The organism is Clostridium sp. AF27-5AA (assembly GCF_003478415.1).
Taxonomy (GTDB): Bacteria; Bacillota; Clostridia; order Lachnospirales; family Lachnospiraceae; genus Otoolea; species Otoolea fessa.
Window position 1 is genome coordinate 265,681 of sequence record NZ_QUFH01000001.1, and the last position, 24,922, is coordinate 290,602.

Here is a 24,922-nt window from a genome sequence, read left to right on the forward strand (position 1 = left end):
AACCCTATTTCTCTCCTATCTTTGCCCTGGTTCCAAAAATGCCCGTACCGACTCTTACCATAGTTGCACCTTCTTCAATCGCTGTCTGATAGTCTCCGGTCATTCCCATCGAAAGGACATTCATAGTAACATTATCAATGTTTTTCCGTTTCATGTCAACATATAATTCATATAATTTTTTAAAAACACCACGATTTTCTTCCGAATTCTCTACAAATGGTGCAATCGTCATAAGTCCCTGTATATGGACATGCGGGTACTTTGCAATTTCGCGTGCCGCTTCCTCGACTTCTTCCGGGGCAAAACCAAATTTGGACTCTTCTCCGGCGACATTGACCTCCAGAAGAATAGAAACGTCCAGATCACGTTTGACCGCTTCTTTTTCGATCTGCTCTGCCAGTCCCACCGTATCGACGGAGTGAATCAGAACTGCCTTGTCAATTACCTGACGGACTTTATTTTTCTGTAAATGTCCAATCATATGCCAGCGGATATCAGACGGCAGCTGCGGTTCCTTCTCCAGAATCTCCTGCACTTTGTTTTCGCCGAAATCTCTGGCGCCGGCATCATATGCTTCTTGAAGCATCGGCACCGGCTTTGTCTTACTGACCGCGATCAGCGTGACATCCTCCACCTTCCGTCCGCTCCGCTCGCAGGCGTTCCGTATATTCTGACGTACTTCTTCTAACTGTTCCTGAACCATATGTGATACACCTTCCTTATCTCTATATTTTGGAAATATCATTACTGATATACGATCTGGCCATCCGATACGGTACTGGCATCCAACACGATATGGTCATAAACCGATAATCCATATTTGGTTCCTTTTTCTACAATGTAATATTCACCGCTATTTGCAAGTTCTTTCACCTGCTTGAACACCGCGTATCCCTTATTAATATTGTAAGCACCTGTCAGCTTTGCCGTCGGTCCTACCTGGAAGCGCTCGTTTGAATCCGGCTTCACCAGATAATCGCCGCTCTTTAACAGCCCATCGTCGCTCTTCTCGACATAATAATACTCATCAGTCGAGCTGTAAATCTCCGGCGTGACAAATTCAATCGACGCCTTTCCGCCTTCGCCGTAAACTTCTTTATTGAAGCCAGCCTCATCTTCAGTAGCGTTGCCGCCCGTTGTCATATAATCAACTGGAATGGTATAAAATTCCTTCTCCATCACCGATGATACCGGAATTTTAAGTCCCTGCGTTTCCTCGCTGGAGATCTCGAAGTTCATAAAACGCTCGGATTCAAACTGGATCATGTAACGGTCCAGATCCAGGCGTCCATACAGATTGCCATCGGAACCGGTAAACATCGAATAATTTCCCCGGAATTTCATATCACTTCCCAACGGCTCGATCGTCAGTGTATCTTGATCGGCAAACTGCTCTTTATCCTTGTCATCCATCTGAAACACGATACTCCAGTTCTCCGATGTGATGATCTTGTACACCGGCGTGCCCGCCTCGATCAGTTCCCCAGCTCGTCCCACCTGCCGCGTATATTGACTCCGGTCAAACGAATCCGCCGTCACCTCCTCCGGCGCGACCCCCTCAAAAGAATCGGTCACATAGGAAATAATACCCGGCTGGGGCGCCGATATCTGTTTGTAATTGATACCCTGTGCCTGAAGCTGTGCATCCATATCGCCCAGCGCATTGAAATTCATATACTCTGCAACCGAAGCCTGCAAAGAATATTTGGCGTCGTAGACGCTTTCAAAGCGCTGATCGTTGTAGGATAAACAGAACGAACTGAGTTGTTTCTTCAAATCAGCCAGATTTTCTGCTGACAGGGACACCCCAGAGGACTGATTTTCTTCCAAAAATTTCCCCAGCTCGCCGGTCTCATCTAGCGAATAGACGCGCGCCCCAGCGCCTGCCCGCTTTCCCTCGCGCACATAATAGTTGACGTACCCGGTCTGCGGTGCATTTTCCACTGTCTCATCCCGAAACAGGATTCCGTTGTATTCTTTATTATTTACAATACTTCCCTCGACGACCTCATAAAACTGGACGTGATCCCGCCTGAGATATGTATAGACACTGAAAGAAAGATAGACGAAAATCATGGCAAAAATGATCATGCCTACATTGATATTCAATGGCTTTCTGTAGCGTACAATTTTCTTGTTTTTGGCCATGCAGCTCTATCCTCCCTTTTCCCGATGTACTTCTCTGGCAGCTGTTTCTGCAGTTTCACAGTTACCAGACAAAAATCCACGCAAATTTGTCTACGGCCATGGACTTTTGCAATATTCTGTATAGCCCAACGTACAGCCTTTATTATACGAGTGAATTGTCCAAATTTCAAGATCAATTCATCCCGTCAATTATACAGAATCATCCATAATCTGCAAATGCCAGAAGGAGCGGCAGGGAGTATCGCCCGCATTCCGCATCGTGTGATAGAGATTCGGCTTGATATAGATCGAATCGCCCGGTCCTAAGAGATAAACCGTTCCATCCAGATTGACCTCCATCTTGCCTTCCAGAACGACTCCGACCTCCGCGTATGGATGCAGCCCCCAGGACGGCGGTGTATCTTTTGTCTCTGGATCATAGGTTGAAAACTCATAAATACCGCGTTTCTTTCCAAAATCCAGACGGCGGATTTGAAGCTTGTACTCATCATATTCATATAACTGCTGCTCCTCCTGGCGGATCAGGGTTCTCTCCTCGCCGGAAGGACTGAGCAGATCCCGGATCGAAATACCAAGCGCCACGCAGATGCGCTGCAAATTGTTCAGCGTCGGGCTTGCCTGGTTCCGCTCTAGATTGCTCAGATATCCCACTGACAGATCGGTAAACTGGGACAGCTTCTGGATCGTGATAGATTTACTCTTGCGAATCTCCTTGATCCGCTGTCCAATATTCTCCACTTCTTCAAATTCCATGCAATCCCTCCGAACGTTTTATTTTTACGGTTCTGCTATTATTCATTATGCGTTCCGTTTTTTCCATGCCGCCTCGATCTGATCGAGCGCCTGTGCAATCACACTGCGCGAACTGCCCAGATTAAAGCGCATAAATCCAGATCCCTGTTCACCCGAATGCGTGCCCGGATCCAGCCATACCTTCGCTTCATTCGAGAAGAATGCCATCAATTCATCATCCGTCATCCCCAGTTCACGGCAATCCAGCCATGCCAGATACGTTCCCTCCGGTTCTACCAGTTGAATCTGCGGCACACGGTTTTTACAGAAATCGCGCACCAGTGCCAGATTGCCAGCCAGATAGCCGATAAGCTGATCCAGCCATTCCCCGCCGCCTTCATACGCTGCACGGCAGGCGAACAATCCCAGACGGTTCATATTTTCCTGACCAACATCCAGCAGCTCCGACCGGAATTTACGCCGCATCTCCGGATCCGGGATAAAGAGGTTTGATGTCGCCATGCCAGCCAGATTGAAGGTCTTGCTCGGCGCTGTACACATCATCGAATGAAGGCATGCTTCCTCTGAAATCGACGCATACGGAGTCTGCTCATGCCCCTGCCATACAAAATCGCCATGGATCTCGTCGCTGATCACGTATACATGGTGGCGCAGGCAGATGTCAGCCAGTGCGGTCAGCTCTTCCCTCGTCCAGACACGGCCAACCGGATTGTGCGGATTGCATAAAATCATCAGTTTGACATGCTCATCCAGCACCTTCTGCTCCAACTCTTCCAGATCCATCTCATAATGCCCATCTTTTAAAACCAGCGGATTCTCCACCAGCGTCCGCTTATTGCGGAGGATCGCCCGGCTGAATGGATGGTAGACCGGCGGCTGGATCAACACCGCATCGCCCTCCTGGGTAAAAGCCCGCACTGCGATCGAGAGTGCAAACACGATACCTGGCGTGCAGGTCATCCACTCCGGCTGCAGAGTCAGATGATGGCGTTTCTGATACCACGCTGCCACCGCATCAAAGTACGACTCATCTGCCCGGCTGTAACCGAAAATCCCGTGATCTACTGCCTTTTTCAGCGCTTCAACCACGCTGTCCGGCGATCGAAAATCCATATCCGCCACCCAGAGCGGCAGAATATCATCCGCTTTCCCATTTTCTTTCTTAAAATCATGCTTGATCGACCAAGTATGGGTCCGATCGATCGGTGTATCAAAATCGTACTGCATAGAAAATCCACCTTTCTGTTATATATCGTTAAAATTTTCCAAATTCAGCCATAATTTTAAAAAAATTCTAACTAATATTTTACACCAGTCGGCGATCAATGTCTACAATTACTCCCTCAATTAGCCAAAAAACTAAGAAGCTGACGAGGACAGGGCGGTCTGGCTTTCAGCTTGTCAAATTGTACGCATTTTGAGCACAGATGTCCGAATGAGGCAGATGTAAGTCCGCATCAGGCGAGCATCTGTAGCGAAAGCAAGCGAACAATGATAAGTCTGAGAAGCCAGGCTGTCCTGTCCCCGTCAGCTTCGACGCCTTCACGAATCTATTTAATTTACTTTACCATATGACAAGCCACAAAATGCCCCGGCATCACTTCCCGGAGTTCCGGCAGCTTCGCCCGGCACTCCTCCGTCGCATACGGACATCTCTCGGCAAAACGGCAGCAGTCCTTCGGGTTGATCGGGCTTGGAATCTCGCCCTTAACCATGATACGCTTCTTCTCACGCACCAGCCTCGGATCCGCAACCGGAATCGAGGACAGAAGCACCTGCGTGTACGGATGCAGCGGATGTGCATACAGCTCTTCGGAATCGGCAAATTCAACCATCGTTCCCAGATACATAACGATAACACGGTCGGAAATGTATTTGACGACGCTCAAGTCATGTGCGATGAAGAGATAGGTCAGTCCCATTTCTTCCTGCAGTTCCTTTAACATATTTAAAACCTGCGCCTGGATTGAAACATCCAGTGCGGAGATTGGCTCGTCGCAGATCACAAACTCCGGTTCGACCGCTAATGCCCTGGCAATACCAATTCTCTGCTTCTGACCGCCGGAAAACTCATGCGGGAAACGGGACATATGGTCGCGGTTCAGACCGACGCGCTTCAGGATCGCCTCTACCTTCTGATCCACATCCTTGTCCGTCGCCAGTCCATGCAGTTTCATGCCGGAACCGATGATATCCTTGACCGTCATACGCGGGTTCAGGGAGGAATGTGGATTCTGGAAGATCATCTGCACATTCTTGCGGAATGCTTTTTCCTCTTCACGGGTGTATTTAAAAATATCTTTTCCTTTATAGGTGATCGTGCCTGCTGCCGGCTCATAGAGCTTTACCAGGCACCGTCCCGTCGTGGACTTGCCACATCCGCTCTCACCTACCAGTCCCAACGTTTCCCCTTTATAAATCGTAAAATGCACGTGATCAACTGCTTTCAGCACTTTTCCCCTGCCGACGTTGAAATACTGGCAGAGATCCGTGACCTGGAACAGGGGTGTGCTCCTATCAATTCGTTTTGCCATGGTGTCCCCTCCGTTTCTCTTCCGGCAGAGCCGCAACATTTTCCTCTTCTTCCTGTTTCTGCGCCTCAGTCAGCCCTTTCATGATATCCACCTTCGGCGCATATTCATGCTGCAGCCAGCACGCACAGGTATGTTCGTCTGAAAGCCTGTGAAATTCCGGCTGTTCTTCATAACAGACCTTCATCGCAAACTCACAGCGCGCTGCAAACGGGCATCCTTTCGGCGGTGCAAACAGATCCGGCGGAGTTCCATCGATCGGCACCAGCTTCTGATTCTTGGAGGTATCCAGCGTAGCGATTGATTTGATGAGACCTGCCGTGTACGGATGTGCCGTCTCATAGAAGATCTCATCAACCGTTCCTTTTTCAGCCACCTTGCCGCCATACATAACAAGCACGCGGTCGCACATCTTGGCGATAACTCCGAGATCGTGGGTAATCAGGATAATCGAGGTGTTCATCTTATCGCGCAGTTCCTTCAGAAGATCCAGGATCTGTGCCTCGATCGTTACGTCCAGCGAGGTCGTCGGCTCATCCGCGATGATGATGCTCGGCTTGCCGACCAGCGCGATCGCGATCATGACACGCTGCTTCATACCGCCGGACAACTCATGCGGATACTGTTTATAACGACGCTCCGGCTCATTAATGCCGACCAGACGCAGGATCTCCAGCGCCCGTTCCCTGACTTCTGCCCGGGTCATCCCCTTCCGTCCGACAAAAACCTCCTCGATCTGTTTTCCAACCGTCATGGTCGGGTTTAACGAGGTCATCGGATCCTGAAAGATAAATCCAATCTCCACACCGCGGATTTTCCGCATCTCGCGGTCTGTCTTGGTGATGATCTCCTCGCCTTTATACTTGATCGAACCGCCCTCAAAAAATCCCGGCGGCTCCGGGTTGAGCTTTAAAATGCACTGGGAGGTAACGCTCTTGCCGCATCCGCTCTCGCCTACAATTCCAAGAATCTCGCCTTCGCGTACATTAAAACTGACATCCCGGACGGATTTTACCACGCCGCCGTATGTATGGAACGAGAAGGTCAGATTCTTGATTTCCAATATATTTTTAGCCATTGTCTCCTACCTCCTATTCCGTTCCTCTCAGTCTCGGATCAAATGCATCCCGCAGACCATTTCCGAGCTGGTTGAGCGCCAGTACAGTTGTACAGATAAAGAATGCCGGCACGTACAGCATATGCGGCGCTGCCGTCATCATACGGGTTCCCTCTTTTGCCAGAACGCCCCAGCTTGCCTGCGGCGGGGAAATGCCGAGACCGATATAACTCAAGAACGCCTCCTGGAAGATGGCGCTCGGGATTGCCATTGTCAGGTTTGTGATCAGAAGACCCATGATATTCGGGATGATCTCACGCACGATGATTGTGAACGCCGACTCGCCCATGACGCGGGCTGCCAGTACAAAATCCTGCTCTTTCAAGCGGTATACTTCGCCTCTGGTAAAACGGCAGGTTCCCGTCCATCCAACAATAACCATTGCAATGATTAAGCTTTTAACGCCGGAACCTAATACTACCATAACCAAAATACAGACGATCAGGGATGGAATACCATAAATAACATCGATGATACGCATGACGATCATATCAAACTTGCCGCCATAATAGCCGCAGAAACCGCCCAGCACTGTACCAATTACAGTATTTAAAAGGGCTGCCAGAAGACCGATCGTCAAAGAAACACGCGCGCCCATCCAGACACGTACCCAGAGGTCACGCCCCAGAGAGTCGGTTCCCAGCCAATGAGCTGCTGAAATCCCCTTGCTCATCGAGTAGGCATCCTGCTGGTCAAATCCGTAGTGGCTGAACATCGGTGCAAAGATCGCTAACAGTCCATATGCAATCAACAGAATCAGACTGAAATATGCCGCCTTATTTGTCCGGATTCGTCTCCACGCCTCCTGCCAGAAGGTCAGGCTTGGTCGGGAGATCGATTCCATTTTTTCAATATTTTTACCTACCATCTCAAACTTGTCGAGGGTAATCGCGCGTCCATCTGTCAAGTTTTCGGATGTACCCGCTGCTGCGCCGGAATTCTCAGAAGGCAGCACATTTCCATCTTTCATTTTCATCTCACCCATACTGCCACCTACTTTCCACCGATCCGCACTCTCGGATCGATCACGCCATACAGAATATCAACTACCATGTTGCAGAATACCAGGAATGTGCCGTAAAACGCCGTCATGCCAAGGATCAGGGAGTAATCGTTGTTCTGCACACTCTCAACATAATATTTACCCATGCCGGGGATAGCAAACAGGGACTCAATAACAAATGTACCGGTCAGAACGGCTGCTACCGTCGGACCAAGGATTGTGACAACCGGCATGATCGCGTTCCGGATCTGATGCTTCCAGGTCACACGGAACTTCGAAATACCCTTCGAGCGCGCTGTCTTGATATAATCCTGCTGGACTACCTCCAGCATACTCGCACGCATGATACGCGAGACGGATGCCATCGTGTAGAATCCCAGTCCGATCGACGGCAGGATCGTGTACGAAAAGCCCTTGTACTGCGCGATCGGGAACAGTCCCCATTTGACTGCAAAGAAATGCTGCAGCAGTGCGCCCATGATAAAATCCGGGACACTTGTACCAAATACAGCTACAATCACAAAGATTAAATCAATTTTATTGCCACGGTTTAATGCAGAAATAATACCAAATACAAGACCAAAGGAAATCGCAAAACATAATGCGCGGATACCAAGGTCTGCCGAATACGGAAATGCGCCTGCTAACAGGTCATTGACGGTACGGCTCGGATATTTGGTAGAAAAACCGAAATTTCCATGAATCAGATTATTCAGATATGTCAGATACTGCTGGAGTAAAGGTTTATCGAATCCGTAGTAGGCACTTAAATTGGCCTTTGCGGTTGCTGACATTTTCGGATCATTGAACGGTCCGCCCGGCATCAGCCTTGCCAGGAAAAATACAACGGATACGAGAACAAACACAGTCACAATGGATATTCCCACCCGCTTCAGTATATATTTTTTCATAGGTTCACGCTCCTTTAACTACGGGAACATCCCAAATCCGGTTGTTCCGGCCGCCGGTTACGGCTCATTCATCCGCCAGGTAGCCACCGGATATGTACTGCGCTTCAGAAATCCAGCCGCTTTGCCGGATCCTGAAGCGCAGGTGCTTCAATCATCTTCTAAGGTTTTTCAATATGTTTTGGATAGATGATGGATTAGTTTGTGATGTCCACATACATATAGTCATAGTTCAGTCCAACAAAGTATGCGCCCAGATTCTGTACACGGTCAGATACCATATACGGAACCTCTCTTAACTGAAGCGCTACCAGTGCGCCGTCTTCCAGGAGTGTCTTCTCTGCATTGAACAGATTGTCCATACGCTCTTTACCGGAAGTTGTCTTGGAAGCGTCGATGTACTTATCGTATTCATCACTGTGGTAATTTAAGTAGTTGTAGCCGGAGGTGCTGTACCAGAGCTCCAGGTAGCTGTACGGGTCAGAGTAATCCGGTGCCCAGCCGCTCATGATGATATCGTACTCATCACTGTCCGGAACCAGGAGTGCGTTTTTCGTTGCGTACGGAACCATGTTGATATCTACGTTGATACCCAGGTTGTTCTTCCACTGGTTTGCAACAACCTCTGCCTCTTTCTTCGCTGTGTCAGAATCGGATACAACCAGTTTCAGGGAAATATCAGAAGCACTGGAAAGACCTAATTCAGATAATGCCGTATCCAGATACTCTTTTGCCTTATCCATATCACCCTGAAGTGGGAATGCCTCTAACGGATACTCGGTGCCGTACTCACCGTCCACGCCGCGAACCTGCGGAAGCACATATCTCTGGTTAGCCTGATATAAGCCATTGTGGGTCAGAAGAATGTATTCTTCACGGTTGACTGCGTAGTTCATCGCCAGACGCAGGTTCTTGTTTGCCAGATATTTATTCCGGTGATTCAGTGCCGCATAATCGTCTGCGCCGTTGTAGTAGGACTGTGTCTTGCCCTCATACTGCGCTGCCAGCTCGGTTGGAACCTCTGCCAGATCCAGCTCGCCTGCATCGAACATCGAAACAGCGGTAGTCTGATCGGCTACGGTCAGAATCTCAACGCCGTCCAGACTGATCTTTTCATTGTCATAGTAATCTGGATTCTTCGTCAGTTCTACCTTGCCGTTACTGTATTCACTTACAACGAACGGTCCATTGTAAACCTGTTTATCGGCACTTCCGCCGAACTCATTGCCATATTTCTCAACCAGGTCTTCACGTACCGGCATGAATGCACTCATGCTTGTCATGCTGACAAAGTAATCAGCCGGATTCTCAAGCGTAATCTCCAGGGTAAAGTCATCCAGTGCCTTGACTCCCAGTTCATCCACCGGAAGTTCACCCTCACTGACCTTGGCACCGTTCTTTAAAACAGCACCCAGATAGCTGGCAGGGCAGGCTGCTGCCGGATCGCAGAGACGCTTCATACCGTACTCATAATCCTTAGCCGTAACAGTCTGTCCATCACTCCACTTTGTATCCTGACGGAGTTTGAAAGTATATACGAGACCATCATCGCTGACTTCATAGCTCTCAGCGGTTGCCGGCTGAAGCTCGCCCTGTACGTTGCGGTACAGACCATCATAGATATGATAGGAGACGGTCGCGTCTGCTACCGAGTTTGTCTTATCAGGGTCAATCGTCGCGATATCCGCCGTGTTGGAATAACGGAAAATCTTTTCGCCCGCTGCTGCGCTCTGGGAACTGTCACTTCCCGATTCAGCTGCCTTCGTATCATCCACCGAAGCGCTCGGAGTGGAACAGCCCGCTACACTCGCTGCCATCAGTGCAGCTAATCCCAGTGCAAGTAGTTTGTTTTTTCTCATAATATTCCTCCTTGTCCTTTTTTATTAAAGCTCAATCAGTTCCTTTGTGGCGCTGATCAGGTTTTCATTGCCTGTCTCCGTGATGAGAAGCTGATCTTCAATGCGGATACCGCCCCATCCTGGAATATAGATACCCGGTTCCACGGTCATGACATTATTGGCATGCACGATATTTTTAGAAACAGGGCTCATAAATGGAATCTCATGGACAAACATGCCGACGCCGTGTCCGATTCCTGTGTAGTGATATGGAAAATACTCGGTCCCCTCGATGATCTTCGTGGATTCATAATATGCATCCGATGCCGAAACCCCATCTTTTAAGAATCCTTCCACCGCAGCGACCATCTGCTGCTCAATCTTGTATACTTCCTTCTGCTTCGGCGTTGCGCGTCCGACTACCAGGGTACGCGTCATATCAGATAAATAACCATGATACTGGCATCCATAATCCATCAGGACCAGATCGCCGTATTCAATCGCCTTCTGGGACGGAATTCCATGAAGCAGGGATGTTCTCGCACCGGAGATGAGGATATTGCCGTATGGCTGTGTATCCGCGCCCTCCAGAACCATATAGAGGCTTAAACGCGCCGCCAGCTCTTTCTCGGTAATGCCGACCCGGATATCCTTCTGGATCTTTTCATATGCCCTTGAAGCAATATCACAGGAGATACGCAGGCACTCAATCTCTTCCGGCCTCTTGATGGAGCGGAACTCCTCGATGATGCCGTCCGCCGGTACCAGCTCTGCTTTTACCTCCGACTGGAGGTTCTGGTACTGTTCAACGGTCAGGTGGGCTGCTTCAAAGCCGATCGTCTTTGCCCCAACCTTTTCCGCCGCGTAGGCAAGTGCCTTTCCGATGGAACCGTAGGTGTCTCTCCAGTTCAAAATTGTGTAATCCGGGCACTCATAGGAAACCTGCTCGGTGTAGCGCGGATCTGTCAGAAAGAATTTTTCCTGCTCCGTGATAAAAAGCCAGGAATCTTCGCCGGTATAATGGCTGACATACTTTACATTGACCGGGCGGCTGATGAACATGCCATCCAGGTGCTCTTTCTGCATATACGCAAGTAACTGTTCCATGCTTACTCTCCTCCCATCACTGATTCTATTTCCTCTATCGTTCTGGGGATGGATGCTGTCAGATTCTCACAGCTATCCTCCGTTACCAGGCAGTTATCCTCGAGGCGGAAGCCGATGCCCCATTCCTCGCAGTAGATGCCGATATCCACGCAGAAAACCATACCCGGCTCTACGATATCGACATCGACCAGATCATGTGTGTCCCAGCCAACATGGTGGGCGCCGCCGTGCCAGATATATCTGCCGACATCCTCATACCGGTCACATAAGCCGATCGCTTTGAGCTGTTCGAAATTGTATTCCCTCGCCAGCCGGTCCACGTCTGCCATCTTCATTCCCGGCCGGATGATAGAGAACATGTGCTGCGAAGTCCGGTATGCACATGTGTAAAGAAGTCGCTGCCGTTCGGAAAACTTTCCGTTGCACGGCCAACCGCGCGATACATCATTGAAGAGGTGGTCGTACTGGGCGCCTACGTCGTTGAGAATCATATCGCCGTCCTTCGCCTGCCCTGTGTACTCATAATAGTGAATACAGAAATTATTGGCTCCCGCGGAAATGATACTCGGAAATGCCGGTTCAAGGCATCCGTGCTGCGCCAGTGCGTAGTCGAATTCGGCTTTATACTGGTATTCGTACATTCCCGGCTTTGATGCCTTCATCATCGCCAGAATGCCGTCCCTTGTAATCTTGACTGCCTCCCGCATCGCCTCGATCTCACACGGCTGCTTGATGGTGCGCTGGCGGCGTATCTGACGGGAAATATCCGTGAGTGTGGCTGCCGGGTACCACTTTCTAAGTTTCCGTGCCATCCGGATACTCTCGGTATCTGCATCCTCCGGATCGTGCCGATACAGATCCATCGCAATCCGCTCAAACCGTCCGCTCCGCATCAGAAGTTTCAGACGGTTTTCCCACTCGCCGCTCGATGCGATCTGCGCGGCCCCGGATCGCGCCCTGGCCTCCTCCGGTGTGAACCGTTTCCCGGTCCACCGCTCGGCCAGCATATCCGGCGGAAGTATGTAAAGTGTTTCCTGTACCTCTTCTCCGTCCTTCTCTGCCATCAGGACTGTGTGTTCCTGCCCGATGCCGGTCAGATAGAGAAAACTCCGATCGGCATAAAACGGATAATTTTCATCGGCTGTTTTTCGGATGGAAGAACCGGAAAACAGGAGAAGCAGGGTGTGATCCGGAAGGCTGTCATACAGCCGCTGTCGGTTCCCTTGGTAAAATTCTGCATTCATAGTATTTTCCTTCCTGTCTTTTAAATGATTTCCGTATACTTTTGTATCTATCTCACAAATAGATGTATCGTAATCTTTTGTCTCCCGACATGTGTCATTATACCGTATAAATCAAAATTTTACAATTATTTTTCAGTATATTTTGTAATTTTTTCATTTAATGCAAAATTTCATATATATGATAGGAAATCCTTTCAATTTTGAAAAGAATGTAAAAGCATATCTATTTTTTCCCAAAGGTGGTACCTGCAAAAGAAGCATTTCAATGAAAATGTGGAAAGATGGTTTTGAGCCCAAACTAGAAAATTAGAAAAAAAGAGACCATCCAATTCTCCTTTTTCAGATGAATCGGACAGTCTCCTGTCTCCGCCCTGCGCTGACAGCTGCGGTTTCGTTCATTTTGAATCTCTTATAAAGATACTACAACACTTTCTTTCGCGCACTCTGGAAGATCGGCTGCATTCATGGATATGCTTAAAACGAATTTTACATGATATTTCTCACTGATGGTCTCCAGCGTCTTGTAGGTCTCTTCAATATCCGCTCCCTCGAGGCAGGCAAGTTTCAGGAAGCTGTCAAGATACATCTGCTCCAGATCATGATCCTGGCAGATAATACCACAAATAAATCCGATAAATCCATCGCTGGTATCAATCGGATATTCCTGTACATTGATAAGGCGAATCTGGTTATTCAACTCATACATATGTTTGGAACTCTTATCCAGATAGACAACGGAACCCTTGGCTTCTTTGACAGCCGTGTTCGCCATATCGAGTAAATATTTAGTTTTTCCTTTTCCCTTTGCTCCTGCGATGATCTGAACCATAACAATCTCCTCCTTGAGTTTATTTAAGTTGTATGTAAAATCTTTTATTGTATAAATAATTATAGTATAAATTTATAAATATTGCAATCACTTATTTGAAATTTTAGTCAAAATTTCCGTCATATTGTCATAAAGTGACGGACGATTTGCAGATTTTAGCACAACCGATATATATTCCTTGCCATCGTCCCCATCGCTCGCCATAATCAGGCAGTAGCCAGCCGCCTGTGTGGTACCGGTTTTGCCGCCTAAGACAGTCACTCCCTCCGGTGCCTCGCGGTCTCCCTTCAGATACCAGTTGCCAACCTTCCAGACCTGCTGTTTTGCGGCTCCATTTGCATCGGTATAATCAGCTGTATAAGACTGCGCGTTAATGATCTCACAAAACAGCGGCAGTTTAAGCGCCTCGTTGAAAATCAGATAAAGATCATATGCCGTTGTATAGTGGTCGGTGCTGTGCAGACCATTTGCATTGACAAAATGCGTGTGGGTCGCACCGAGTTCCTTCGCTTTCGCATTCATCTTCTCCACAAACGCATCCGTGCTTCCGGCGATATGATCCGCAATCGCATTGGCTGCATCGTTGCCGGACGGAATCATCAGTCCGTATAAGAGCTGCTCCAGCGTAAAGGTATCGCCCGGCTTGATGCCTGCCATCGAAGCGCCTGCCTCGTGGATCACGACATCGTCATTTGCCGTCACCGCATCGGAAAGATTGCCTTCCTCGATCGCGATGATCGCCGTCATTACCTTCGTGATGCTCGCCGGGTACATCTGGTCATAGATGTTCTTACCATATATAACGCTGGAGTCGGTCACATCAAACAATGCGCCCGCCTGCGCCGTCACCGCATCATCTGGAGCAATATCGCCGTCTGCAGATTCCGGTACGCAGAGAGAAGAGGCAAAAAAGGGCGCCAGCCCGGCACCTGCCGCTGGCGTCATCTGCGCTTCCCGTTCTTGAAATGAATATGCCTGTTCCAGACCGCGGGCACCACAGCCGGTCAGCATGCTAATACCGCAAAGCATCAGTGCGCCCGCAAGTCCGATTGTCTGTTTTCTCATTTGTACATCTCCCGCCATTCCATATCGCCGCGGTCAAGCGCCTTGACGAGAAGCTCTGCCGTCGCCAGGTTTGTCGCCATCGGGATATTGTGAATATCACAGAGGCGGACAACATCATTAACATCTGGCTCATGCGGCTTCGGCGCCAACGGATCGCGCAGGAAAATCAGCAGATCGATCTGATTGTGTTCGATCTGTGCGCCGAGCTGCTGGGAACCTCCCAGATGACCCGGCAGATATTTATGGAGGGTCAGATTCGTAACCTCCTCAATCAGGCGGCCTGTCGTTCCTGTCGCATAGAGTTCATGCTTGCTCAGGATGCCGCGATATGCGATACAGAAGTTCTGCATCAGTTTTTTCTTCGCATCATGTGCGATTAACCCGATATACATCTATACCTGCCTCCTTAATGATTCCTATTTTTCATAACCATAAAATTCAATTTCCATGCAGCTTCACAGTCCATGCATGTACTTACTGAACGGTTACGTTATTTCGTTGCAATCCAACATTGAGAACAACTCCCATTCCGATAAACATACTGAGCAGCGAACTAAGTCCGGAGCTTATGAAAGGAAGCGGAAGACCCGTGTTCGGGAAGATTCCCGTGGCTACCGCAATGTTGGCAAAACTCTGGAACGCCAGAAGCGCCGCCATGCCCGATGCAATCAGACGTCCAGCTGTGTCTTTTGCGCGCGCCGCAATCCAAAGGCACTCATACACCAGCAGCGCATAGAGGGCAATGACCGCCACTCCGCCGACAAACCCAAGTTCCTCTCCGATAACAGCGAAGATAAAGTCCGTCTGTTCCTCCGAGAGGAAATTTCCATTCTTGACGGAGCTTAATGTGTTGTTAAAAAGCCCCTTGCCGCGCAGCTGTCCGGAGCCGATCGCCATCATGGAGTTATCCTGCTGACGGTTCAGATCCGTAAATTCACTGCTGCTGTGGAAAATCTTTCCCATGATACGCTGTGCCTGGTATTTCTGGAGAAACGGGATGAATCCCTGCAGCGACAGATAGATAAGCGCCGCAAATCCAGGTACCCCGACCGCCACCGCACCGGCAATCCATTTGTAACTGATACCGGCTACATAAACCATGCACAGAATCATGAAGCAGATGACGATGGTGGTGGAAAGGTTCGGCTGTAAATATACCATGCCGACCGGAAGGACACAGATAAGCGCCGTCATCCCCAATGTCTTTGGCTCATTGATTTTATCCCGGTTTCTGGAAAGAAAATTCGCCAGGATGAGGATCAGACCGATCTTTACAAACTCGGACGGCTGGATCTGAATTCCGCCGATCCGCAGCCAGCGGGTCGCGCCCTTGGTGGTACGTCCAAACAAAAGAACTGCCGCCAGCATTCCGGCACAGACCACATAGATAAGCGTGGTAAATCGGAAATACTGATGGTAATCAATCAAAGACAGAACCAGACAGATAATCAGGGATACAACCACTCCGATAATCTGTTTTATCACAGAGGAACGGTCCTGATTGCTGGCGCTCCCGACAACCAAAATGCCGAGAACACTCAGCAGAATCATATAAATGAGGGCTCGAAAGTTGTAATTTCTAAATTGGTAATCGAATATCATGCTGTAAATGGCTCCTTAAAGTAAGAACCGGCACCGACGCACAGACCGCCGGGAATACCTCCGCCGGCTGTTCTGAGGATGTCCTCAGAATTCGGAGTGTCACATCCCCCGGATCAATCTCCAGATAACGTGACACGCTCCTCAGGAAATCTGCGCGAATCAGATCCAGAAGTTCCGGCGAACAGCCCGCCCGATCGGCAATCAGAAGGTGTTTTAAACGCTTTCTGGCTATCTCGCCGGAATTCTTTTTCGTAAACAGTTCTGCAATCAGAATCATAGCGTCCCCTCCTATGCACGTTTGAGGAAGCCGGATATCCGGGACCAGAAGCCCGGAGACGCATCAAGCTGTATAAATGGTACCGATTCTCCAAGTATTCGTTTGCATATGTTTAAATATGCCTGCCCGGCATATCCATTCATGCCGACCAGCGGTTCGCCCTGATTCGTGGATATAACGATATCCTCATCGTCCGGGACTGTGCCAATCACAGGGACAGACAGAATATCCATCACATCATCCACCGACATCATATCGCCCCGGCGCACCATATCGCTCCGGATCCGGTTGATGATCAGGTCCATACGCCCGACCCCGGATGCTTCTAAAAGTCCGATGATCCGGTCAGCATCCCTTATCGCGGATACCTCCGGTGTCGTGACAATCAGCGCCCGGTCCGCCCCGGCGATCGCATTGCGAAAGCCCTGCTCAATCCCGGCGGGACAGTCAAGCAGTATGTAATCAAACTCTTCTCTTAAGTCTTCTACTAATTTTATCATCTGCCCCGGACTCACGGACGACTTGTCCCGCGTCTGGGCGGAAGGTAATAAGAACAGGTCAGGATATCTTTTGTCTCGAATCAGCGCCTGCTTCATCCGGCAGTTTCCCTCGATCACATCGACCAGATTGTAGATAATCCGGTTTTCCAGTCCCATGACGACATCCAGGTTTCTCAGACCGATATCGGTGTCGATGAGAACCACCCGTTTGCCGAGCATGGCAAGCCCGGTGCCGACGTTCGCTGAGGTTGTCGTTTTGCCGACGCCTCCTTTTCCGGAAGTAATAACGATAACTTCGCTCATAGGAACATCCTCCTGTATTCTGTTTTACCATTTTATTCTACTCTAAAAAGTAGAATAATTCCAGTCTTAAATCCATTAAATACGCTAAATAAAATGAAAATAATCTAAAAAACTTTTTTTGACCGATTCTACGTCAATGTTTCCATCGGATACCGATGCAATCATCGGTCCGCGCCCCATCTTTTTACCCTGGCTGCGCGTTTTGGCTGTCAGATCAGCAATCCGAAGGTGCATCGGCGACATCTCCAGCGCGGTGATCACCGCGTCCTCACTTCCCGCCGCCCCAGCATGGGCGGAACCCGCCAGCGTGCCGAGGACGACGATATTGCCCCGTGCGCTGACACGCGCGCCGCGCTCCACATCCCCGATGATCACGATGCTCGCATCGGATTCCAGCAGGTCGCCCCGGGATAAATTACCCTTATAGAATTGTCCCGTCCGGGCAGTCAGCTCCATCAGCCGCTCGGTCAGCGCCTTTTCACAGCGGGCGATGCGGTTAGCGTCAGTATCCAGCAGACAGAGAATCTCTATCTGGGAATTGGCGGTAATCGCATCCGTCACCTGCAGTTCCTCGATTGGGGTCAGTTCTCTCCCCTCCAGGGTCAGCGTCATCTGGGCGGATCCCCAGAATTTTTCACTTTCTTTAAACTTTTTCCCTACATCCTCCAGTAACTGTTCAAAGGGGGTGTCCGGATTCAGAATTACCGTCATACCGGACTTACATCCCTTTATTACTACGGAACTTTTCATAGTTCCATCACCTCTTAATCTCCATTGATTCGTTCATTGGACGCATCCAATGCTCCTGAATTCAGGATATCATCCAGACTCGCATAGCCATAGAAGTAACGATATACGTGTTTTGCCACCATCGCCGCATTCGAAGAAGAATATCCATTCGGGATACTGACCGTCACCGAAATTTCCGGATTCTCATACGGTGCAAACGAAATAAAGAACGCGTGGTTACCCCGTTTCTGGGACTCCTGCGCCGTACCGGTCTTACCGGCCACGTGTACGTCCAGACCATCAAACACACGCTTGGTCGAACTGTTGGTAACTACCTGGCGCATACCTTGTTGGACTGCATCCCAGGTGCTTGTCTGGAAATCAAGGGTTGACGCCACAGCCGGCGAATAATCCTTGACCAGATTACCCTGGGAATCCGTCTCCTTATCAATCAAGCTCAGATCATAGACCGTGCCGCGGTTGGCAAGCGCCGTCACATAGCGGGCAAGCTGCACGCTCGCAAACTGGTGCGTACCCTGTCCCATACTGGAACGCTCCGGATCGGTATCACTGATAGACGGCGTCGCCTCCGAGATTTCAATGCCCGAAGTCCGGTCCAAACCGAACATGGTCGCGTATTTTTTCAGCGTCTCCAGACCTTTCTCCGGTTTGTAGCTTCCATCTGCCTCTGTGGACAGGCGGTGCGCCACCTCCGAGAAGAAATAGTTACAGGAATTTTCGATGCCTCCCACGACATTTAACGGTCCGTGGAAGCCCGGATATTTCCAGCATCGGATCGGATTGCTGACTTCCTCATAAATACCGGTACAGTTAATCATATCAGAAAGCGAGATTGCCCCCTCTTCCAGACCTGCAATCGCCGTGATCGGCTTGAAGGTGGAGCCTGGTGCTTTCAGTGTCTGCGTCGCATTGTTTCGCAGCGGCAGCGACTGATCGGCATTTAGCTGGGCAAAATAGGTGCTGTCCGAAATCCGGTTGTTGTCATAGCTTGGATAAGATACCAGTGCCAGCACCTCGCCAGTCTTCGCGCTCGTCACGACACAGCTCGCCGTACACGGGTCAAGTGCCAGCTGCGCCGGTGTGATCTCAATATTGCGGATCTTATTCATCAGGAACTGGTACGCATATTCTTCCCCGCTGACACGCAGCAGGTTGACCTCATTCTCATCGTATGCAAGCACATTCTGGGAATAGAGCGCCATACAGAGCTCGCGCCCAGTCACAACATTGTTATTGATTAAATACTGATAAATCAGTTTCTCGAATGCCGGATCCTGTTCCAGATCGCGGAAACAGTCGTCCAGCAGTGCCGTGAAGACATCGTCCGCATTCGAATACCGGCTCTGGATGTCCAGCTTCGTCGTATCGATCCAGTTGTTGGCAATTCCATAATATAAGTATTCCCGCAGACTGATCGTACCGTTCTTCCACGCCTGATACATGTCACTGGACGTATCAATCGCATCACGCTGGACAATCGCCTTGTTGCTGGAAGAAAGATACGAATAGATATACTGCATATATGCCTGCATTTCCTCTGACAGCGCGTTCATCGGCGTTGCATTTTCAGACTGCAGTTCGCCCCGCAGTTCCTGTTCAATCCGCACGCGTGAGCTCTCGTACTTCTGATAAATCTGCTGTTCCACATCGGATGCCTCTTCGGAAGCAAAATTGTCAATCGAGAGGACGTTGTTGTTGATCAGCTGGAAGTATGCCTTCTTGATCGGTATCTTAATACTGGAAGAATCGATATAAGCGATATCTTTCTCATCCTGGTTGACAATCGTCTTTAACAAGACGCCCGCCAGCTGCTTCTCCAGAATGTGGTAAATACCCTTCTGAAGGTTCAGATCGAGGGTCAGCCAGATATCGTTGCCTGCCACTGGTGCGACTTCCCCGGTCACGCTTAGGATTCTTCCGACGTTATCTACATATGCCGTCTGGGAACCTTTCTTACCCTTTAATTCCAGTTCCATCGAGGATTCGATGCCGGTACGGCCTACTACATCATTTAACTCATAGTCATCGTTGACCGCCTTTAACTCCTCCAGACGTTCGCTCGTTACTTTTCCCGTATATCCAATGATCGGCGCAAAGTAGAGGCTTTCATTGTACACACGGATCGTCGATTCCTGTATATTGACGCCCACCAGATCGGCTGCGTGCTCTAAAATGTCTGCAACGGTCTCATCGCTGATATCCGTCGCGATCGTTGTCGATTCGTACTTCTGGAACGCGGTAAAACGCATCGTGTAGCGGATGCCGACGATCTGCAGCGCCACCTCATCCGAAACATCGATCGGATTGCCGTCTTTGTCAAGCGGGCGCCCGTCCCGGTTCTTATCGTCACCGAGTGTCAGGTGGTACTCCTTTTTCATCCGCTCCAGCAGATCTGGCGCTGAAATGTCGGACGGGTATTTTCCATCTGAATCGTCCATCTCATCCACATTTTTAAGACCATAATAATCACGCAGGAATCGCTTGCGTCCGGACTGTGTCTCGGAGGTATACACGACATTTCCATCGTGATCGAGCGTAAGCTCTAAACTGGTCTGTGCGCTCTCACCGTGTTTATTCAAGATCGATACCAGATCGTAGAGCATCGTGTTCCACTGTGCATCCGTCTTGTACGCACCGGTATCCTGTATGGTAACGTCGTATGCCAGTTCGTTGTACGCCAGCACATTGCCGTTCCGATCGTAGATATTACCCCGCGTGCTGGCAGTCTTTATGACTTTTTCCGTCATCGCTGTATATGCATCCTGATACTCTTCGCCCTTGATGATCTGCAGGTTGAACAACCGCATCACCAATGCGGACGACATCAGGCAGAACACAACCGCCAGGACAAAAAGCCGGGAGGTAATCACTTTTTTGAACCATTCTCGCAGATATTCTTTCAGGTCATCAAACAATGTTCGAATCTCTCCTTTGTTCCCATTCTTTCAGTTTCCGGTTGATAAAAAGGAAAAACCGGTATACGACAAGCGTCGTAACCGTGGTAAATATGATCTCCGGGATAATGATGGAGACCAGATAATGCCCAAAATTCAGACGATTCCGTATCAGGAACCGGAATACATAGATGTACAGGTTATAGATTAAATCACTTGCCAGGCTCAAAAGCAGCGGCAGCGTGATGTAGTCTTCATAATAATACTTGTTGCAGATTCCACTGACATACCCCAGATTGATGAAAAACAGTGTATAAAAGCCAAATGGTCCACTGTAAAACAGATCCATAAAAAGACCTGCCACCAGCCCGTAGAACATCCCCCGCTCGCGCCCCTCAATGAAGCTGCACACAAACACCACAATCAGCAGCAGGTTCGGAGCCGAAGATAAGAAGGCGATCTGTGGGAACACGCAGATCTGGATCGTGAATGCCAGAATCAGCATGACAAGGTTAATCAGCAGCTTCCGCATTATTGTCGCCTCCATCCCCATTTTTCAGCTGGGTGATTACCAGTACCTCCTGCAGGTTATCAAAATCTGCAACCGGAATGATTGTACCGGATTTGGTTACGTTGTTGGCATCGGTCGTCAGCCCGGAGGCATAACCGATGAGAATGCCCGGCAGGAAAATATCACTGATATTGGAGGTCACGATCTTGTCGCCCTCCTGGATATCTGCCTCTTTCTTGATATGGTCAAGTCCCAGCCGTCCATCCTGGTAAAGCGTCAGGTTGCCGGATACATTACAGGTATCGCCGGTCCGCAAGGACATGCCGCTGACGTTGCTGTCATCATCGATGATCGCGCGGACAGTTGCATAGTTTGCCCCGACATCGGTTACAATACCGACCAGTCCGCCGCCTGCCATGACGTTCATATCTTCCTGGATGCCATCGTCCGCTCCCTTGTCGATCCGGAATACCTGAAACCAGTTTCCAGAGTCCTTTGCAATGACACGGGCGGCTATTTTTTTATACTGCATATATTCCTGATCAAGCTGATACAGCTCTCTGAGACGGTCTAACTCGTAAAGCTCCGACTGCAAGCGGTTGTTCTCTTCCACCATCTGATCCAGACGCATCTGGAGATTTTTGTTCTCCTCCTGCGCCTCCCGCAGGGAGGAAAAATTTTCAAGCGCATTGTAGAGACCTGTGCCGATCGCGTTGACGCCTGACTGCAGCGGTACCAGAACAAAACCGACACCCGTCCGAAGCGGCATCAGAAAGCTTGATTTGATAGACGTTGCTGTAATCAGCACAAGACAGAAGGCTGACATACCTGCCAGAATATACTTGCTGTTTTTCATAATGATAGTATTCCCCGTTCTTTGAAACTAAAATAGGCTTGTTCGCCGATAATCACATGATCCAAAAGCCGGATTCCCAGCATAGCGCCCGCCTCCTGAATCCGGACGGTCGTCCGCCGATCCTCCGCACTGGGGGTAGGATCCCCGCTCGGATGATTATGTACTAAAACGATGCTGGCTGCATGATAGCGCAGCGCCTCGATAAATATCTCCCTCGGAGACGCCGGAGAGTGATTGAAGGTTCCCCGAAACAACAGGATATCCCGAATCAGCCTCTGCTTCGTATTGAGGATCATCAGGTGCATTTCTTCCTGCTCTTTGTGACGCATTTCTTCCATATAGAAAGCAGCGATCGCCTCCGGCGCCGTAAACGCAGGCGCTTCCGAAAGCGTCAGAGTGCGCCAGATCCGCTGTGACAGCTCTCCCACACACAAAAGTTCGATTCCCTTGACCCTGCCGATTCCTTTCTGCTCCATCAGTTCTGGAAGAGTCAGATGCAAAAGTCCTAAAATTCCCGGCGGCTGCGCCTGCGCCAGAATCCGGGTTGCCAGGGAAAGTGCCGACTCCTGCCGGTTTCCGGTCCGGATAAGGATCGCTAAAAGCTCGGCGTCTGTCAGTGCCCCAACTCCCTCCCGCTCACATTTTTCGTAGGGGCGGTCTTTTTCAGGGATATCTTTCATGGTAAGACGCCATCCACCGATCGGTTCAGAACTTTTTACTGGTTTCTCTGTTTCTTTTTTCATTGATTGTCCTCCTGCGTGCCTCTCCTCTGCATACAGAAAGCCATTCCCGCCTGGAGGGATTCTTTGATTAAATCAGACGATATGCGATCAGTGCAATGACAACGCCGATGATGCTCGCCATCGTCACCCGGATTGACAGACCAAACGTGATAACCAGGATTCCTAAATCAAGAACAACCGGGTCCATCAGACCGAAGGATTGTCCGTAATTCAGCCACGACAGTCCCCTGACGCCGGATGCCATATTTCCGATAAATCCACCTAACACAATCCCTGTCATCAGGAGCAGCAGAAGAATCCAGAAATTTTTTGCTCGATTCATGATACCGAATACCGTCCCTTTCTATAATCTTTATTATCTTAGCACAAACTGCCGGAATGTGTATAGACAGTCCGGCAGATTTTTTTTTAAAGTTTTCTTAAAATTAATTACAAAATCATTCAAAAAACGTCATTTCTAGTCGATTTTGAGCTGCTCAGGTTTTACTATGCCTGCATCCAGAAGCTTCTGCAGGGACATTAAAATGCCTAACTTCGCATGGTACCAGGTCAGTCCGCCCTGGAAGAAGACGCTGTACGGCGGTTTGATCGGACCATCCGCGGAAAGTTCTATCGAGGAACCCTGGATAAAGGCACCTGCTGCCATAATAACCTGGGAATCATACCCCGGCATATCCCACGGTTCCGGCGATACATAGCTGTCAACCGGCGCCGCCGCCTGAATGCCCTGGCAGAACGCAATAACACCCTCCGGTTTTCCAAACGTGATCGCCTGAATGATATCATAGCGCGGCTCCGTGCTGTTCGGAACCACATCAAAGCCCAGGCTCTCATAGACATTTGCCGCAAAGATAGCTCCCTTTAATGCGCCGGATACAACGGTCGGTGCCAGGAAAAGTCCCTGGAAGAAGGACTGGTTGACGCCAAGACTCGCGCCGACCTCCCGTCCGAGTCCCGGAGAACCAAGGCGGTACGCTGCATTTTCGATGCACTGTCTGGTTCCGGCGATATAGCCGCCGATCGGCGCCAGTCCGCCGCCCGGGTTTTTGATCAGGGAACCGACTACCATGTCCGCACCGAGATCGCTCGGTTCGATCCGCTCAACGAATTCGCCATAGCAGTTGTCTACCATACAGATCACTTCCGGTTTGATGGATTTAACAAATGCAATCAGTTCACCGATCTGCTCTGCCGAGAGGGTTGGACGGGATGCGTATCCCTTGGAACGCTGGATGGTTACCAGTTTTGTTTTCTCGTTGATCGCCACGCGGATGCCGTCGTAATCGAAGGTTCCGTCCGGCAGCAGGTCAACCTGACGGTATGAAATGCCGTACTCCCGCAGGGAACCGTTGGACTCGCGGATGCCGATCACTTCCTCCAGAGTATCATACGGTTTTCCCACCGGCGAAAGCAGTTCGTCGCCCGGGCGCAGGTTTCCGGCTAATGCCGTGTAGAGCGCGTGCGTTCCGCACACGATCTGCGGGCGCACCAGCGCGTCCTCAGTGTGGAATACATCCGCATATACCTGTTCCAGCGTCTCACGTCCAAGGTCGTTGTAACCATATCCGGTTGTACCGGAAAAATGAATATCGCTGACGCGGTTTTTCTGCATCGCAGCGATTACCTTTAACTGATTGTACTCTGCATTGCCATCGATCTCTGTGAAACGGTCTTCCAGAGCCGCTTCGATTCTGGCTCCATATTCAAGCACTTCTTTCGAAATGCCGAGGTCGCCATACATTTTCTCTAACTCCATGGTGGTTCCTTTCCTGTTGTCGGTTATTCGTAACTGTTCAGTACCTTCACAGTCACGCGCAAAAATCCATTAAAAATTGCCTACGGCAATGGGATTTTTGCCTTCTGACCCATGTTTTCGTACGGTCAGCGTAGTAAATGCGCAGACCTACTGAACAGTTACGGTTATTCTATAATTCTTTTTTTGT

The 24,922-nt window shown here is 49.7% G+C and carries 24 protein-coding genes; all 24 read right to left on the reverse strand.

Annotated elements, in window-relative coordinates; genetic code table 11:
* Positions 1-4 precede the first annotated feature (4 nt).
* The 24 genes from DWY89_RS01310 to DWY89_RS01425 all read right to left on the reverse strand — a co-directional run bounded on the left by DWY89_RS01310 (position 5) and on the right by DWY89_RS01425 (position 24,735).
* Entirely contained in the window at positions 5-703 is a 699-nt protein-coding gene (locus tag DWY89_RS01310; RefSeq protein ID WP_106999861.1) for a YggS family pyridoxal phosphate-dependent enzyme, read from the reverse strand.
* 41 nt (positions 704-744) lie between these two features.
* Complete coding sequence (locus tag DWY89_RS01315) at positions 745-2,148, reverse strand: HlyD family efflux transporter periplasmic adaptor subunit (RefSeq protein WP_106999860.1); 1,404 nt, start codon at positions 2,146-2,148, stop codon at positions 745-747.
* 189 nt (positions 2,149-2,337) lie between these two features.
* The gene (locus DWY89_RS01320; RefSeq protein ID WP_106999859.1) at positions 2,338-2,901 is read right to left on the reverse strand and encodes a cupin domain-containing protein; all 564 of its coding nucleotides are present in this window, start codon (positions 2,899-2,901) and stop codon (positions 2,338-2,340) included.
* Positions 2,902-2,946: 45 nt separating this feature from the next.
* Complete coding sequence (locus DWY89_RS01325) at positions 2,947-4,128, reverse strand: MalY/PatB family protein (protein ID WP_117795364.1); 1,182 nt, start codon at positions 4,126-4,128, stop codon at positions 2,947-2,949.
* 332 nt (positions 4,129-4,460) lie between these two features.
* Positions 4,461-5,435 (reverse strand): oligopeptide/dipeptide ABC transporter ATP-binding protein, encoded by a 975-nt coding sequence (locus DWY89_RS01330; RefSeq protein ID WP_106999857.1) that lies wholly within the window; start codon positions 5,433-5,435, stop codon positions 4,461-4,463.
* Positions 5,419-6,510 carry an ABC transporter ATP-binding protein gene (locus DWY89_RS01335; RefSeq protein ID WP_022358656.1) on the reverse strand — a complete coding sequence of 364 codons (1,092 nt, stop codon included), beginning with the start codon at positions 6,508-6,510 and terminating at the stop codon, positions 5,419-5,421. Before DWY89_RS01335 ends, DWY89_RS01330 begins: the two co-directional genes overlap by 17 nt.
* Before the next feature lie 13 nt (positions 6,511-6,523).
* Positions 6,524-7,534 (reverse strand): ABC transporter permease, encoded by a 1,011-nt coding sequence (locus DWY89_RS01340; RefSeq protein ID WP_233430143.1) that lies wholly within the window; start codon positions 7,532-7,534, stop codon positions 6,524-6,526.
* Positions 7,535-7,542: 8 nt separating this feature from the next.
* A complete protein-coding gene (locus tag DWY89_RS01345) occupies positions 7,543-8,463 on the reverse strand; it encodes an ABC transporter permease (RefSeq protein ID WP_022358658.1) in 921 nt (306 codons plus the stop codon).
* A gap of 194 nt (positions 8,464-8,657) precedes the next feature.
* Positions 8,658-10,319, reverse strand: coding sequence for a peptide ABC transporter substrate-binding protein (locus DWY89_RS01350; protein ID WP_106999856.1), 1,662 nt, complete (start codon positions 10,317-10,319; stop codon positions 8,658-8,660).
* 24 nt (positions 10,320-10,343) lie between these two features.
* Positions 10,344-11,405, reverse strand: coding sequence for a Xaa-Pro peptidase family protein (locus DWY89_RS01355; RefSeq protein WP_106999855.1), 1,062 nt, complete (start codon positions 11,403-11,405; stop codon positions 10,344-10,346).
* A gap of 2 nt (positions 11,406-11,407) precedes the next feature.
* On the reverse strand, positions 11,408-12,649 hold the full coding sequence (locus DWY89_RS01360; RefSeq protein ID WP_106999854.1) for an aminopeptidase P N-terminal domain-containing protein: 1,242 nt from the start codon (positions 12,647-12,649) through the stop codon (positions 11,408-11,410).
* Between the two features lie 409 nt (positions 12,650-13,058).
* Complete coding sequence (locus tag DWY89_RS01365) at positions 13,059-13,478, reverse strand: hypothetical protein (protein WP_022359521.1); 420 nt, start codon at positions 13,476-13,478, stop codon at positions 13,059-13,061.
* A gap of 87 nt (positions 13,479-13,565) precedes the next feature.
* Positions 13,566-14,543: a serine hydrolase gene (locus DWY89_RS01370; protein WP_181986192.1), complete on the reverse strand. Its 978-nt coding sequence runs from the start codon at positions 14,541-14,543 to the stop codon at positions 13,566-13,568.
* The gene (locus tag DWY89_RS01375) at positions 14,540-14,935 is read right to left on the reverse strand and encodes a methylglyoxal synthase (RefSeq protein ID WP_022359519.1); all 396 of its coding nucleotides are present in this window, start codon (positions 14,933-14,935) and stop codon (positions 14,540-14,542) included. The genes DWY89_RS01370 and DWY89_RS01375 overlap by 4 nt, the downstream gene beginning before the upstream one ends.
* An 82-nt stretch (positions 14,936-15,017) precedes the next feature.
* The gene (locus DWY89_RS01380; protein ID WP_338108838.1) at positions 15,018-16,094 is read right to left on the reverse strand and encodes an FtsW/RodA/SpoVE family cell cycle protein; all 1,077 of its coding nucleotides are present in this window, start codon (positions 16,092-16,094) and stop codon (positions 15,018-15,020) included.
* 28 nt (positions 16,095-16,122) lie between these two features.
* Positions 16,123-16,422 carry a cell division topological specificity factor MinE gene (minE, locus tag DWY89_RS01385; protein WP_243022656.1) on the reverse strand — a complete coding sequence of 100 codons (300 nt, stop codon included), beginning with the start codon at positions 16,420-16,422 and terminating at the stop codon, positions 16,123-16,125.
* A gap of 11 nt (positions 16,423-16,433) precedes the next feature.
* Positions 16,434-17,225: a septum site-determining protein MinD gene (gene minD / locus DWY89_RS01390; RefSeq protein WP_022359515.1), complete on the reverse strand. Its 792-nt coding sequence runs from the start codon at positions 17,223-17,225 to the stop codon at positions 16,434-16,436.
* An 84-nt stretch (positions 17,226-17,309) separates the two neighbouring features.
* Positions 17,310-17,975, reverse strand: a complete 666-nt coding sequence (locus tag DWY89_RS01395; protein WP_118522581.1) for a septum site-determining protein MinC — start codon at positions 17,973-17,975, stop codon at positions 17,310-17,312.
* Positions 17,976-17,989: 14 nt separating this feature from the next.
* On the reverse strand, positions 17,990-20,890 hold the full coding sequence (locus DWY89_RS01400; RefSeq protein ID WP_118524299.1) for a penicillin-binding transpeptidase domain-containing protein: 2,901 nt from the start codon (positions 20,888-20,890) through the stop codon (positions 17,990-17,992).
* A complete protein-coding gene (gene mreD / locus DWY89_RS01405) occupies positions 20,883-21,401 on the reverse strand; it encodes a rod shape-determining protein MreD (RefSeq protein ID WP_022359512.1) in 519 nt (172 codons plus the stop codon). Before mreD ends, DWY89_RS01400 begins: the two co-directional genes overlap by 8 nt.
* Positions 21,382-22,236, reverse strand: coding sequence for a rod shape-determining protein MreC (gene mreC, locus DWY89_RS01410; RefSeq protein WP_106999850.1), 855 nt, complete (start codon positions 22,234-22,236; stop codon positions 21,382-21,384). Before mreC ends, mreD begins: the two co-directional genes overlap by 20 nt.
* Positions 22,233-22,979 carry a DNA repair protein RadC gene (radC, locus tag DWY89_RS01415; RefSeq protein ID WP_118467658.1) on the reverse strand — a complete coding sequence of 249 codons (747 nt, stop codon included), beginning with the start codon at positions 22,977-22,979 and terminating at the stop codon, positions 22,233-22,235. The genes mreC and radC overlap by 4 nt, the downstream gene beginning before the upstream one ends.
* A gap of 67 nt (positions 22,980-23,046) precedes the next feature.
* Complete coding sequence (locus DWY89_RS01420) at positions 23,047-23,301, reverse strand: DUF4321 domain-containing protein (protein ID WP_106999848.1); 255 nt, start codon at positions 23,299-23,301, stop codon at positions 23,047-23,049.
* Between the two features lie 135 nt (positions 23,302-23,436).
* Complete coding sequence (locus DWY89_RS01425; protein WP_118523341.1) at positions 23,437-24,735, reverse strand: methionine gamma-lyase family protein; 1,299 nt, start codon at positions 24,733-24,735, stop codon at positions 23,437-23,439.
* Between the last annotated feature and the right edge of the window lie 187 nt (positions 24,736-24,922).